At 53.2% G+C, this 14084-nt stretch carries 11 protein-coding genes; 9 read left to right on the forward strand and 2 right to left on the reverse strand.

Going from position 1 to position 14084, the window contains the following annotated elements; genetic code table 11:
- Positions 1–10: 10 nt before the first annotated feature.
- The 5 genes from lpoB (at position 11) to JK211_RS11105 (ending at position 4867) form a co-directional block, all read left to right on the forward strand.
- Entirely contained in the window at positions 11–622 is a 612-nt protein-coding gene (gene lpoB, locus JK211_RS11085) for a penicillin-binding protein activator LpoB (RefSeq protein ID WP_212708740.1), read from the forward strand.
- Complete coding sequence (gene thiK, locus JK211_RS11090; RefSeq protein WP_343876814.1) at positions 603–1424, forward strand: thiamine kinase; 822 nt, start codon at positions 603–605, stop codon at positions 1422–1424. The genes lpoB and thiK overlap by 20 nt, the downstream gene beginning before the upstream one ends.
- A gap of 43 nt (positions 1425–1467) precedes the next feature.
- Positions 1468–2511, forward strand: a complete 1044-nt coding sequence (nagZ, locus tag JK211_RS11095) for a beta-N-acetylhexosaminidase (RefSeq protein ID WP_212708741.1) — start codon at positions 1468–1470, stop codon at positions 2509–2511.
- Positions 2512–2797: 286 nt separating this feature from the next.
- Positions 2798–4102, forward strand: a complete 1305-nt coding sequence (locus JK211_RS11100) for an NAD(P)/FAD-dependent oxidoreductase (protein ID WP_212708742.1) — start codon at positions 2798–2800, stop codon at positions 4100–4102.
- 222 nt (positions 4103–4324) lie between these two features.
- Positions 4325–4867 (forward strand): glycine zipper 2TM domain-containing protein, encoded by a 543-nt coding sequence (locus tag JK211_RS11105; protein WP_212708743.1) that lies wholly within the window; start codon positions 4325–4327, stop codon positions 4865–4867.
- Between the two features lie 41 nt (positions 4868–4908).
- Here the strand turns inward: JK211_RS11105 and mfd are convergent, their stop codons facing one another.
- Positions 4909–8352, reverse strand: a complete 3444-nt coding sequence (gene mfd, locus JK211_RS11110) for a transcription-repair coupling factor (protein WP_212708744.1) — start codon at positions 8350–8352, stop codon at positions 4909–4911.
- Positions 8353–8650: 298 nt separating this feature from the next.
- On the opposite strand from mfd, the gene lolC reads away from it, so the two are divergent.
- The 4 genes from lolC (at position 8651) to cobB (ending at position 13002) form a co-directional block, all read left to right on the forward strand.
- The gene (lolC, locus tag JK211_RS11115) at positions 8651–9850 is read left to right on the forward strand and encodes a lipoprotein-releasing ABC transporter permease subunit LolC (RefSeq protein WP_212708745.1); all 1200 of its coding nucleotides are present in this window, start codon (positions 8651–8653) and stop codon (positions 9848–9850) included.
- On the forward strand, positions 9843–10547 hold the full coding sequence (gene lolD, locus JK211_RS11120) for a lipoprotein-releasing ABC transporter ATP-binding protein LolD (protein ID WP_212708746.1): 705 nt from the start codon (positions 9843–9845) through the stop codon (positions 10545–10547). The genes lolC and lolD overlap by 8 nt, the downstream gene beginning before the upstream one ends.
- Positions 10547–11791 (forward strand): lipoprotein-releasing ABC transporter permease subunit LolE, encoded by a 1245-nt coding sequence (lolE, locus tag JK211_RS11125; protein ID WP_212708747.1) that lies wholly within the window; start codon positions 10547–10549, stop codon positions 11789–11791. Before lolD ends, lolE begins: the two co-directional genes overlap by 1 nt.
- A gap of 374 nt (positions 11792–12165) precedes the next feature.
- Positions 12166–13002 carry a Sir2 family NAD+-dependent deacetylase gene (gene cobB, locus JK211_RS11130; protein ID WP_212708748.1) on the forward strand — a complete coding sequence of 279 codons (837 nt, stop codon included), beginning with the start codon at positions 12166–12168 and terminating at the stop codon, positions 13000–13002.
- A 32-nt stretch (positions 13003–13034) separates the two neighbouring features.
- Here cobB and potD read toward each other — a convergent pair whose 3' ends face one another.
- On the reverse strand, positions 13035–14078 hold the full coding sequence (potD, locus tag JK211_RS11135) for a spermidine/putrescine ABC transporter substrate-binding protein PotD (RefSeq protein WP_212708749.1): 1044 nt from the start codon (positions 14076–14078) through the stop codon (positions 13035–13037).
- Positions 14079–14084 lie beyond the last annotated feature (6 nt).

The raw sequence follows: 14084 nt of genomic DNA on the forward strand, positions 1-14084 counted from the left end.
GGATGTTCAAGTGATTCGCAGCATAAAATTCAGTATTCCGTTGTTTTTTGCGTTTGTTTTATCGGGTTGTATGGTTAATCAGTCACAGAAACCGGCTCCGGTGGAACAGGCTCCGCAACCGGTACAACCTGCGCCGATCGGAGCTCCTCAGCAGACAACGCCGCCGCCGATGAGCCAGCCTCAGCCGGTCCCTGAACCACCGAAACTCAAAACGATTGACTGGCAGGGCAGTATTCCGCCGCTGGTAAATAAAATGATGAATACTCCCGGAATCACCCCGGGCAGTGTTTTACTGGTGGACCGCCTGAAAAACAATACCAACGGCGCTATTCAGAGCGCTAATGCCGACCTTGCTATTCATAATGCATTGCAGAGCAACAGCAAGTTTACCCTGATTACAGCCGAACAACTCAGCCAGGCCAAACAGGCACTGGGGCTGTCCCCGCAAGACAGCCTTAATTCACGGGGTAAAGCGATAGGCCTGGCGCGTAATCTGAATGCACAGTATGTGTTGTACAGTACTGCCCGCGGAGATGCCAAAGCACCACAGTTACAAATGCAACTGATGCTGGTGCAGACCGGCGAAATCGTCTGGACCGGCAGTGCCAGCGTCACTGACTGATCCCTCGCTGTTACAGCTTGTCCGACAATACCAACCGGCAGAATTTTCTGCCGGTTGTTTTTTTCCGTTGCCCGGGCTGAGTGGCCATTCAGTAAAGGTGATTCTGCCTTCGGCAACGCTGGTGGCTCGTCAGCAGCCGTTACAGCCGCTGCCTTTCGTCAATCGCCGGCGTGAATACCGGATCCTTAAAAAACTGTCAGCCTCGGGGCTGGTGGCGGCCCCGCTGGGGGTGAATTCCCGCTGGTTATTATCAGCCTGGCAGCCGGGGGAAGTGTTCAGCCCGCAGCAGTTTTCGCAGCAATACCGGCAAATCTGCCGGACGCTGTTACATCTGCACCGGCAGCCACTGACCGGCTACCCGGTATCGGTATCTGTATTACTGGAGCAGTACTGGCAGCTGTGCCGGCAGCGGACCCACCACTGGCTGAAACACTGGCAGCGTTTACAGTTGCGGGGTGAGCCGGCACCATTACGGCTGGCACCGCTGCATATGGATATCCATGCGGGTAACCTGCTTTCGGACCGTGAAGGCTGCCATTTTATTGACTGGGAATATGCTGCAGATGGCGATATAGCCATTGATCTGGCAATTATTTGTCTGAATGATCCACAATATGAAATGCGCTGGATAACCGCCTATGCACAGGCTGCGGCTGTGGATCGGCAGCTGCTGCAACGTCAGGTACAGCGCTGGAAACCATGGCTGAAGTTACTGATGGCCTGCTGGTATCAGTTGCGTGCAGAACAAACGGCCAGCCCGCAGATGAACACACTTGCCCGTCAGAGCTGGCAAGATTTATAACTTTCTAACCCCTGCTGTCGAGCAGGGATACAGGGACTGCACTATGACAACATCTCTCCCCGGCCCGCTGATGCTGGATGTGGAAGGCTATGAGCTGGACAGCGAAGAACGCGAATTACTGCACCACCCTCTGACCGGTGGTGTGATCCTGTTCAGCCGTAACTATCATGATCCTTCACAACTGGCGGAACTGGTACGCCAGATTCGGGCTGCATCTCATACGCGGCTGGTGGTGGCAGTGGATCAGGAAGGGGGCAGGGTACAGCGCTTCAGGGACGGATTTACTGAACTGCCGGCGATGCAGTCATTTGCGGCACTGGCTGACAGCCTGCAGCAAGCCGGAGAATGGGCCAGAGAAGCTGGCTGGCAGATGGCTGCTGAAATGACCGCACTGGATATTGATATCAGTTTTGCCCCGGTACTGGATATCGGACATATCAGTGCAGCTATCGGTGATCGTTCTTTTCATGATAATCCGGGAATTGCCCTGCCGGTTGCCGCGCAGTTTATTGCCGGCATGCATGAAGCAGGGATGAAAACCACCGGCAAGCACTTCCCGGGACACGGTGCGGTTCAGGCTGATTCCCATAAAGAAACACCGATAGATTTACGTGATGCTGAAACCTTACGCGAACAGGATATGGCGATTTTCAGTCAGCTGATCCGCGAACAACAGCTGGATGCGGTAATGCCTGCCCATGTGGTCTATCCGGCACTGGATCCGTTACCCGCCAGCGGCTCTCCCTACTGGCTGAAAACTGTTTTACGTCAGGAACTGGGGTTCGGCGGGGTTATTTTTTCAGATGACCTGTCGATGGAAGGTGCAGCGATCATGGGCAGCTATACTGAACGTGCACAGCAGTCGTTATCTGCCGGGTGCGATGTCATTCTGGCATGTAACAACCGTGCAGGGGTGATCAGTATTCTGGATAATCTTCCGTTGTCGCAGGCAGAACGCCTGACCCGGCTGTATCATCATGGGCAGAAGGGATATTCCCGCCTGCAACAACATCGCCGCTGGAAAGACAATCAGCGTCAGTTACCGCAATTACAACAGTCCTGGCTGGAGAAAAAACGGGCAGGTTAATCACGCTCCCCTCTGCCAGAGCGTTCCGGCAGAGGGGCAGTAAATATTTAAATATCTTATTGGTTATAGTTTTTATACCACTCCACTGCTTATGGGTATTATGCCCGTATTGTTGATCGGAAATTTTCCCCGCCTGCTGCCAGTTTGATCCGGATCATTTTAATAGGAACAGATTACCCTGACGTGTTATTCTCAAATCAGTGACTCTTTATCGAGTATAACCCTATGTTAGCAAAGGTTATATTAACCTTTTGTTAACTATCAGCTCATAAATCAGGGGGTTTGGTTGACTACTTCTGTGCAAAAAATAATCATAGTGGGTGGCGGTGCTGGCGGTCTGGAACTGGCAACTCAACTGGGCAACAAACTTGGCAAACATAAGAAAGCTGAGATTACACTGGTGGATCGTAATCAGACTCACTTATGGAAGCCATTACTGCATGAAATTGCTGCCGGTTCGATGGATGAAGGTATTGATGCACTGAGTTATCTGGCTCATGCCCGCAATCACCATTTCCGGTTCCAGCTGGGGACCCTGACGGATATCGATCGTGATACCAAAACCCTGCGGCTGGCCGAAATCCGCGATGAACAGGGTAATCTGTTAGTCCCGGAACGCAGCCTTGGCTATGATACCCTGGTGATGGCGCTGGGCAGTTCTTCTAACGATTTCGGGACGCCTGGCGTAAAAGATAACTGTATTTTCCTCGATAATCCCCATCAGGCGCGGCGTTTCCATAACGAAATGCTCAATCTGTTCCTCAAATATACTTCCGGCCAGCAGCCACAGCAGAAAGTGAATATCGCGATTGTCGGTGGTGGCGCAACCGGGGTCGAATTGTCGGCAGAGCTGTATAATGCCGTAAAAGAATTGCACAGTTATGGCTACGAATCACTGAATAATGATGCCCTGAATGTGACACTGGTGGAAGCCGGGGAACGTATCCTGCCGGCGTTACCGGCCCGTATTTCAGCGGCTGCCGAGCTGGAGCTGACCAAACTGGGTGTCAGGGTTCTGACCCGCACCATGGTGACCAGTGCTGATCCTGAAGGGTTACACACTAAATCCGGTGAACTGATCAATGCCGACCTGATGGTATGGGCTGCAGGTATCAAAGCCCCGGACTTTATCAAAGATATTGGCGGGCTGGAAACCAACCGGATTAACCAGCTGGTGGTAACCCCTGAACTGCAGACCACCCGCGATCAGGATATTTATGCGATCGGTGACTGTGCATCCTGCGCGTTACCGGAAGGCGGTTTTGTGCCTCCGCGCGCCCAGTCAGCCCATCAGATGGCTTCCTGTGTACTGCACAATATTCTGGCCCGCCGTAAAGGTAAAGCACAGCAAGCTTATATCTATAAAGATCACGGTTCTCTGGTTTCTCTGTCACGTTTTTCCACGGTCGGCAGCCTGATGGGGAACCTGATGCGTGGCTCGATGATGGTGGAAGGGCGGATTGCGCGGATGGTGTATATTTCACTGTATCGTATGCACCAGATTGCCCTGCATGGCTATTTCAAAACCTTACTGATGATGCTGTCCGGCAGTATTAATCGTGTTATCAGACCAAAACTGAAACTGCACTGAGTTTTTGTCCCCATCCCCGGCGATGATCCTGCCGGGGATTTCTAAGAAGCTTCTCAAAATACCCTTCAGGATCATGTTCAGTGTTTTTTTTCCATTTGTCTGATAGTCCCTGAAACCGGCTTTTGCGACACTGCCGCCACCAAACGAGGCACGCATGCCATCAGTCAGTCACTGGCAGGCAATGGCTGGTGCGTGGTTATCAGATCAATCAGGAGGAAACCTGTGAATAAATCATTAGTAGCAGGCGTAGGTATAGGGATTGTTGCGGCACTGGGTATTGCGTCAGTGGCAGGGGTGAATGTATTGCACCGCGGGCCGGAATACGCGCAAGTGCTTTCTGCTACGCCGATCCGTGAAGTGACTAAAAATCCGCGTCAGGAGTGTCATGATGTCAGTGTGGTCCATCGCCGTGCGGTTCAGGATGAAAACCGGCTGACAGGTTCATTACTCGGCGCTGTCGCCGGTGGTGTGCTGGGGCATCAGTTTGGTGGCGGACGCGGGCGCAGCGTGGCTACGGTCGCCGGGGCGCTGGCGGGGGGCTATGCCGGCAACCAGGCACAGGAAGGGTTACAGAACCGTGATACTTACACCACCACTCATCAGCAGTGTAAAACGGTGTATGACAAACAGGAAAAAACGCTCGGTTATGATGTTACCTATAAAATAGGCGATCAACAGGGGAAAATCCGGATGGATAAAGCCCCCGGCGAACGTATTCCGCTGGATAATAATGGTCAGCTGGTTATCGGTACTGCCGGCAGCTGATATTCAGCAGACCTCCCCCGCATCTGCGAGGGAGGTCTGGTTCAGACCCGGTGCTCCTGCATCTGTTGCAGCAGCCGGGTGACCCATTCAATACGCTGTTTCCTTTCTGCCAAATCCACACTGAAGCGCAGTTTTACCGGGCCTTCCAGCTTCCAGTGCTGAGGATCACTCTGTAATAAGCCGATCAGCCACAGGGGATCGACGTGATTCTTTTCGGCAAACTCAATATAGCCGCCTTTCTCACTGGCTTCGATTTTCCGGATACCGATACTGCCGGCCTGCAGACGCAGCAGGGCGATATCCAGTAAATTTCGGGCCGGATCCGGCAACAGTCCGAAACGGTCGATTAACTCCACCCTGAGTTCCTCGATTTCGCTTTCGCTGGCAGCACTGGCGATCCTTTTATAGAAAGAGAGGCGCGTATTGACGTCCGGCATATAATCATCCGGCAGCAATGACGGCATACGTAATTCGACCTCCGTTTGCTGGCTGGTTAAATCTTCCAGAGAAGGTTCACGGCCTGCTTTTAATGCTTCGACGGCATTTTCCAGCAGTTCCATATACAGGGTAAAACCAAGGGTCTCCATCTGACCGCTCTGACCTTCACCCAGCAGCTCCCCGGCACCGCGAATTTCCAGATCATGGGTTGCCAGTGCAAATCCGGCTCCCAGATCTTCCAGAGAAGCGATGGCCTCCAGCCGCTTAGCGGCGTCGGTCGTCATGGCTTTCGGGTGCGGGGTCAGTAACCAGGCATAGGCCTGATGATGGGAGCGTCCGACACGTCCGCGTAACTGATGCAACTGTGCCAGACCAAAATGGTCAGCGCGTTCAATAATAATAGTATTGGCACTTGGGATGTCGATTCCGGTTTCAATGATGGTGGTACAGACCAGCACATTAAAACGCTGATGATGGAAATCATTCATCACCCGTTCCAGTTCCCGCTCGCGCATTTGTCCGTGGCCTATGCCGATTCTGGCCTCAGGGACCAGGGTTGCCAGACGTTCTGCGGCTTTGCTGATATTCTCGACGTCGTTATAGAGATAATAGACCTGTCCGCCCCGCAGAGTTTCCCTGAGAATGGCCTCACGAACCACCAGCTCATCATATTCACGGACAAAGGTTTTCACCGCCAGCCGCCGGGCGGGCGGGGTGGCAATAATGGACAAATCACGCATGCCGCTCATCGCCATATTCAGCGTTCGCGGGATCGGGGTAGCGGTTAATGTCAGAATATCAACATCGGCCCGCATTGATTTGATCCGTTCTTTATGCCGTACCCCGAAGCGGTGTTCTTCATCAACGATCAGCAGCCCCAGGTCATGCCATTGCAGGTCACTCATCAGTAACTTATGGGTACCGATCAGAATATCCACTTTGCCCTCTGCGGCGTCGCGCAGGACCTGATTTTGCTCTTTGGTGGTACGGAACCGGGACAGCATTTCAATACGAACAGGCCAGTCGGCAAAGCGGTCACGGAAATTATCGAAATGCTGTTGTGCCAGCAGAGTGGTCGGCACTAGCACGGCGACTTGTTTGTGGTTTTCTACCGCCAGAAAAGCCGCACGCATTGCCACTTCAGTTTTACCGAAGCCGACATCACCACACACCAGACGATCCATGGCTAACGGCTGGCACATATCACTCAGCACAGCATTAATTGCCTGTGCCTGGTCCGGGGTCGTATCGTAGGGGAAACTCTCACAAAACTTCTGATACATATCACGGTTATGCTGAAAGGCGTAACCGTGTTTTGCCGCCCGCTGGGCATAGATATCCAGCAACTCTGCGGCGACATCACGTACTTTTCCTGCGGCTTTTTGTCGTGCCCGGTTCCAGCTGTCGCTGCCCAGACGGTGCAGCGGCGCATTTTCTTCGGCTCCGCCGGCATAACGGCTGATCAGGTGCAGAGAAGACACCGGGACATACAGGCTGGCGTCACCGGCGTAGGTGAGCATCAGATATTCGGCTTTGACACCGCCGGTTTCCAGGGTGGTCAGCCCGGCATACCGGCCAACACCGTGTTCCAGGTGCACTACCGGCTGGCCCGGGTGCAGTTCGGCAAGGTTGCGGATCAGTACGTCCGGGTTGATCGTTTTACGGTTATCCTGACGTCGACGGGCCACCCGTTCGCCGAGTAAGTCCGTTTCACAAATCAGTGCCAGCCCGCGGGCATGGTCGATAAAACCGTGTTCGGCAGGGCCGGTCATCAGAAAGTAGCCACTCTCCCCGGCCTGACTGAGTTTGGTGATTTCTGCCGGACGGATTTTAATTTTACTCAGCTGTTCCTGCAGTCGTTCGCGACGGCCCTGGCTTTCCACGGAGAAGACAATCGCCCCCTCGAATGTTTCGCAAAACTTGCGCAATGCCTCCAGCGGATTTTTCGCCTGTGACTGCAGCCGGATATCCGGTAACGGGCGGTAACTGAGATTAGTATTCGCCGCTTTTTCGGGTAATTCCGTGGCAGATAAACGGATCAGCGGCCAGTTTTTCAGTGCAGACATCAGGGGGTCCGGTGCCAGCCACAGGCTGTCCGGAGGCAGCAGGGGCCGCAAAGGGTCGACCCGCCGGTTTTGATAGCGTTGCTGTGTATCCTGCCAGAAACGATCACCGGCAGTTTTGATATCACAGCTGCTCAGCAGCAGGGTATTGACCGGAAGATAGTCGAACAGTGGCTGTAGCGGCGTCGAAAAAAACAGTGGCTGCCAGTATTCAATACCCGTCGGTAACGACCCTTTACTGACCTGCTGGTAGATATGGCCGGGGTCACGTAACACATCAAAATGTTCACGCCACTGGCTGCGGAACAGTTCAATCGACTGTTTATCGGTGGGGAATTCATGGGCCGGCAACAGACTGATGGCCGCGACAGCATCCAGTGTCCGCTGGCTGTCAACATCAAACAAACGCAGGCTGTCAATTTCGTCATCAAAAAAGTCTATCCGGTAAGGCTGCTCACTGCCCATCGGGAACAGGTCAAGTAAGGCACCGCGGATAGCATATTCCCCGTGCTCCATCACCTGATCAACATGACGGTAGCCTGCCTGGTCAAGCTGTTCACGTAACAGGTCGCGGGATACTTTCTGACCACGTTTCATTAACAACGCGTGGCCTTGCAGAAACGGATGAGGGCAGACCCGTTGCATCAGTGTATTGACCGGCAGGATCAGTATCCCGCGCTCCATTGATGGCAAGTGGTACAGGGTTGATAACCTGGCCGAAATAATATCCTGATGAGGAGAGAAACTGTCATAGGGAAGGGTTTCCCAGTCAGGCAAATGACTGACAGGCAGGGCCGTAAACTGGCGGATTTCATCCTGTAAATGCAGAGCTGACTGCATATCACTGGTAATTAAAAGTAACGGACCTGAATGGCGTTCTGCAATCTCTGCGCATCCGGCAGCCATCGCGGCACCTGTCAGCTGGCCCAGTTGGCGGTGGTCGCCGGCATTGACTGGCAGGGAGTAATTTGTCTTATCTGACATGGGGGATGATCATTCTCTCCGAATTTTCCAGACGGCTATGATTTCACATAAATACTTATGGATCATCTGCCGTGACGAATTTTCCTTTTTATTAAAGGATTAAAGCAAATTATGTTCATGGCGGCCTTTTTTCAACCCGGCGCGGCGAAAAAACAGGCACTGCCGGCTGTTTTTTCGCCATTACCTGCTGTTATCAGATAACTTTACCCGTCAATCATCTGCGCAAAGGTTTCCTTCACCGGCTGGCTCCTTTATCATCCGGTTACTGAATTTCAGGCAACCGTCCGGGACCGATTTCATGTACCAACCCGTAGCTCTGTTTATTGGTCTGCGTTATATGCGTGGCCGTGCATCTGACCGTTTTGGTCGTTTTGTTTCCTGGCTCTCTGCGATTGGCATTACGCTGGGGGTACTGGCATTAGTGACTGTACTGTCGGTAATGAATGGTTTTGAGCGGCAACTGGAGGGAAATATTCTCGGGCTTATGCCTCAGGCGCTGGTGACCAGTGACAGCGGCAGTATTAACCCGCAACAAATACCGGCAGACAGCCTTGATCTGCAAGGGGTAGCACGGATAGCCCCTCTGACCACCGCGGATGTCGTGCTGCAAAGTGCCCGCAGTGTATCGGTGGCCGTTATGCTGGGAATTAATCCTGATGAAAAAGATCCGCTGTTGCCTTATCTGATTAACGGATCCGCCAGCAAGCTTCAGCCCGGCAGTTACCGCGTTATCCTGGGCGAACAACTGGCCAGCCAGCTGGGGGTGCATACGGGGGATACCCTGCGTCTGATGGTACCCTCCGTCAGCCAGTTTACCCCGGTTGGCCGTGTGCCGAGTGAACGTATTTTCACCGTGGCCGGAACCTATGCGGCAGACAGTGAAGTGGACAGTTATCAGATTCTGGTCAACCAGCAGGATGCATCCCGCGTGATGCATTATCCGCAGGGCAATATTACCGGCTGGCGTTTATGGCTGGATCACCCGCTGGATGTTGACAGCCTCAGCCAGCAAACCCTCGCCCCGGGGTTACAGTGGAAAGACTGGCGTGAACGCAAAGGCGACTTATTCCAGGCCGTCCGGATGGAAAAAAATATGATGGGTCTGTTGCTGAGCCTGATCGTTGCCGTTGCTGCATTTAATATCGTGACGTCTCTCGGGCTGCTGATTATGGAAAAACAGGGCGAAGTCGCGATTCTGCAAACCCTGGGACTGACCCATGGTCAGATTATGGCCGTATTTATGGTTCAGGGAGCCAGTGCCGGTATGGCCGGTGCTTTACTGGGGACTTTGGGCGGTGTAGTACTGGCCAGCCAGCTGAACCATTTGTTGCCGGTGCTGGGTCTGTTTCTGGACGGGGCCGCATTGCCGGTAGATATTAATCCGCTGCAGGTGGTGTCAATTGCGGTTATCGCAATGATTGTTGCATTACTGGCGACCCTCTATCCTTCATGGCGCGCTGCCGCCGTTCAACCCGCCGAGGCATTACGTTATGAATAATCCGTTACTTCTGCAATGTGAGCAGCTATGCAAACGCTATCAGGAAGGCAGCGTACAGACCGATGTATTGAAAAATGTCTCTTTCACCCTGCAACCCGGCGAAATGACGGCAATTGTCGGCAGTTCCGGTTCAGGAAAGAGTACTCTGCTGCATTTACTGGGCGGTCTGGACTCGCCAACTTCCGGTGATGTGCTGTTTAAAGGGCAGTCACTGAATCAGATGTCATCGGCGGCGAAAGCTGAACTGCGTAACCGTGAACTGGGTTTTATTTACCAGTTTCACCATCTGTTACCGGACTTCTCCGCCCTGGAGAATGTGGCGATGCCGTTGCTGATTGGCAAAAGAAATAGCCGTGAAGCGTTACAACAGGCCGGCGAAATGCTTGATGCTGTTGGTCTGAAGGCCAGAGCGGCCCACCGTCCTGCTGAATTATCCGGTGGTGAACGTCAGCGGGTCGCTATTGCACGGGCACTGGTTAACCGGCCCAGTCTGGTGATGGCCGATGAACCGACAGGAAATCTGGATGCACGGAATGCTGATGCGATTTTTAAACTGCTGGGAGAGCTGAATCAGATGCAGGGCACGGCGTTTCTGGTGGTCACCCACGACCTGGCACTGGCAAAACGTCTGAACCGGCAGATGGAAATGCGTGACGGACAGTTAACGGCGGAAGTGACACTGACAGGAGCGTTGTGATGATGGGTCCGTTATCCCTGCAGCTGGCGTTGCGTTTTAGCCGCGGGCGTCGTCGTGGTGGTATGGTGTCGCTGATTTCGGTGATTTCGACGGTGGGTATTGCGCTCGGGGTCGCGGTACTGATCATCGGACTGAGTGCGATGAACGGTTTTGAGCGTCAGCTGAATGAGCGGATCCTCAGTGTTGTCCCCCACGGGGAGATTGAACCGGTTAACCAGCCGTTCAGCCAGTGGCAACAGCTGATCACTCCGATAGAAAAAGTCCCCGGAGTAGCCGCCGCCGCACCTTATATCAATTTCACCGGGCTGGTGGAAAGTGCCAGCAAACTGCAGGCACTGACAGTTAAAGGGGTCGACCCGCAGCAGGAGCCCCGTCTGAGTGCACTGCCACACTTTGTACAGGATAATGCCTGGGCTGAGTTTGGTGCCGGAAAACAACAGATTATCCTCGGCGGCGGCATTGCTAAAAGCCTGTCGGTGAAAAAGGGCGACTGGATAACCATCATGATCCCGAACAATGATGGTCAGAACCGGCTGCTGCAACCGCGGCGTATTCGTCTGCAGGTTGAGGGAATCCTGCAACTCAGCGGTATGCTTGATCATAGTCTGGCGCTGGTACCGCTGGCCGATGCACAGCAGTATCTGGGTATGGGAAGCAGTGTGACAGGGATTGCGCTGAAAATGACAGACCCGTTCCGCGCCGTAAAAGTTGTCAGGGCGGCCGGGGAAGTGACCCACAGTTATGTCTATATTCGTAACTGGATCAGTACTTATGGCTATATGTATCACGATATTCAGATGATCCGTGCCATTATGTATCTGGCGATGATCCTGGTGATAGGTGTAGCCTGCTTCAATATTGTTTCAACCCTAGTGATGGCGGTGAAAGACAAGAGCAGTGATATTGCAGTGCTGCGAACCCTCGGTGCGGACGATAAACTGATCCGCACTGTTTTTGTCTGGTATGGCCTGCTGGCGGGTATGGCGGGCAGTATTCTCGGCGTGATTGCGGGGGTGCTGGGGGCTCTTAATCTGACCGCGATTATCCGCAGCATCGAAAAAATGACCGGTCATCATTTTCTGTCGGGAGATATCTATTTTATTGATTTTCTGCCGTCAGAACTGCACTGGCTGGATGTCTGGTCGGTACTGGCTACCGCAATAGTACTCACTCTGCTTGCCAGCTGGTACCCTGCCCGTCGAGCCAGCCGGATAGACCCTGCCCGGGTGCTGAGCGGACAGTAATCTGCTGACACCGGCCGGTCGGAGCTTTCCGGCCTGCCGGTTAATTTCTGCCCCAGACCGGGCGATTGATGTCCTTCTGTTTCATCCGCGATAGCCGTCATTTTCCCTGCGGGGTTATGCTTTCTGCTGCACAGGGCAGAGTTGCCGGCTGCGGATCGCGTCGCTAAAAATCATGCTATGTAAAGCTCTGTCATGGATGGGTGGTTCAGAGTCATAAAGAAAACTGTTATCCTTTCCCCGGTAAGTGAGTAGTGCCGGGCACAGGCAGATCCCGCCCGGCCGGAGTTTTGCCGGCTCATGCTGCGTCTGGTATATGAAATTACCGGCCAGACTGACGCCGTAAATTATCAGTAAAGAGTACCAGAGGGATTTTTATGCGCACACCGCGGCGTCGTGTCCGGATTGCCCGTTACAGGAAACATAAACGCAAACTGCATCAGCGTCACCGGCAGTCTATCTTTGAATGTGATCGGGAGCAGCAGAACATGGCGAAGAACCGCTTGCCTAAAGTGGTTATCCTGACCGGGGCGGGAATTTCCGCCGAGTCAGGGATCCAGACTTTCCGTGCCAGCGACGGTCTGTGGGAAAATCATAAGGTTGAAGATGTGGCGACACCCGAAGGGTTCCGTCGCGCGCCCCGCCAGGTTCAGGAATTTTATAATCAGCGAAGGCAACAATTACATGCCCCGGAAATCGCCCCGAATAATGCCCATCTGGCCCTTGCCAGACTGGAAGCTGTGCTCGGGGATAATCTGCTGCTGGTGACTCAGAACATTGATAATCTGCATGAACGAGCAGGCAGCCAGCGTATTATACATATGCATGGTGAACTGTTGAAAGTACGCTGCCAGGAGAGCGGCCAGGTGGTTACCCGTACCGGTGATATCGGCGCTGACGAACGCTGTACCTGTTGCCAGTTTCCTTCACCCCTGCGTCCGCATATTGTCTGGTTCGGTGAAATGCCTCTCGACATGGAAAGAATTTACCAGGCGATTGCCGAAGCGAATATCTTTATAGCAATAGGCACTTCCGGGCATGTGTATCCGGCGGCCGGTTTTGTCCATGAAGCGACATTACAGGGGGCGCATACGGTTGAACTCAACCTTGAGCCAAGCCAGGTAAATAACGAATTTGCGGAGTGTCATTACGGACCGGCGACCAGACTGGTTCCGGAGTATATCAATGAATTACTGAGTCATCTGCATCAGTAAACAACCCCGGCGGTGGCCGGGGTTATGGTCCGTTACTGACCGGCTTTCAGTTTCTGAAACAGGGTTTCATAAAGCCGGCTGGTATCACCGACATCATCCTGCCATTCTCCCTGTTGCAGTACACTGGCTGGCGGGTACAGGGAGGGGTCATTGGCCACTGCAGCAGGCAACAACTTACGGGCGGCGAGGTTCGGGGTCGGGTAACCGATAGTCGTTGCCACTTTAGCTGCAATATCCGGACGCAGCAGGAAATTAATCAGTTTCATTGCCGCGGCTTTATGTCTGGCATTGACAGGGATAGATAAATTATCCATCCAGAAAATACCGCCTTCTTTTGGCCAGATAACCTGCAACGGGGTACCTGCCTGGCGTGCGACATAGGCAGAACCATTCCATACCATGCCGAGATTAACCTCGCCTTCCATAAACGGGTTACCGGGATTGTCTGAATTAAATGCCAGTACATTGGGCATCAGCTGTCGCAGTTGCTGATAGGCGGCTTCAATCTGCTGCGGGTCACGGCTATTTCCTGAGTATCCCAGCTTACGCAGTGCAATCTGGAACACTTCACGGGCATCATCAGTCAGTAAAAGACTTTGCCGGTACTGAGGCTTCCATAAATCGGCCCATGAAGTCACAGTGGCAGGGTTGATAGCATCAGAATTTACACCGATCGCTGTGGCTCCCCAGATATAGGGAATCGAATACTCGTTCTGCGGGTCGAAAGGTTTATTCAGCAGCGCCGGGTCGAGGTTAACAAAGTTTGACAGCTGCGAGTGGTCTATCTTTGCCAGCATCCCTTCTTTACGCATTTTGGCGACATAATAGGAAGAGGGGACAATCAGATCATAAGCGCCGTCTTTCCAGGTTTTTAGCTTGGCGTACATACTTTCGTTAGAATCGTAGGTCGAATAGATGACTTTAATCCCGGTTTCTTTGGTGAATTGCTCCAGCAAACCCTCCGGCACATATTCGGTCCAGTTATAGAAGTACAGTGTGTTGCTGTCATCGGCGCTGGCGGCTGACAGGCTGAATACTGCGGTGACAGCGGCCAGTAAAAAGGCTGACTTTTTCATATTATT

The sequence above is a fragment of the Tatumella sp. JGM130 genome, assembly GCF_018257525.1.
Lineage (GTDB): Bacteria > Pseudomonadota > Gammaproteobacteria > Enterobacterales > Enterobacteriaceae > Tatumella > Tatumella punctata.

Excerpts from the sequence above, each read along its gene's own strand:
- cobB (WP_212708748.1), top strand. The coding sequence starts at position 12,166 with ATGCGCACACCGCGGCGTCGTGTCCGGATTGCCCGTTACAGGAAACAT.
- lolD (WP_212708746.1), top strand. The coding sequence starts at position 9,843 with ATGAATAATCCGTTACTTCTGCAATGTGAGCAGCTATGCAAACGCTAT.
- potD (WP_212708749.1), bottom strand. The coding sequence starts at position 14,078 with ATGAAAAAGTCAGCCTTTTTACTGGCCGCTGTCACCGCAGTATTCAGC.
- nagZ (WP_212708741.1), top strand. The coding sequence starts at position 1,468 with ATGACAACATCTCTCCCCGGCCCGCTGATGCTGGATGTGGAAGGCTAT.
- mfd (WP_212708744.1), bottom strand. The coding sequence starts at position 8,352 with ATGTCAGATAAGACAAATTACTCCCTGCCAGTCAATGCCGGCGACCAC.
- lolC (WP_212708745.1), top strand. The coding sequence starts at position 8,651 with ATGTACCAACCCGTAGCTCTGTTTATTGGTCTGCGTTATATGCGTGGC.
- lolE (WP_212708747.1), top strand. The coding sequence starts at position 10,547 with ATGATGGGTCCGTTATCCCTGCAGCTGGCGTTGCGTTTTAGCCGCGGG.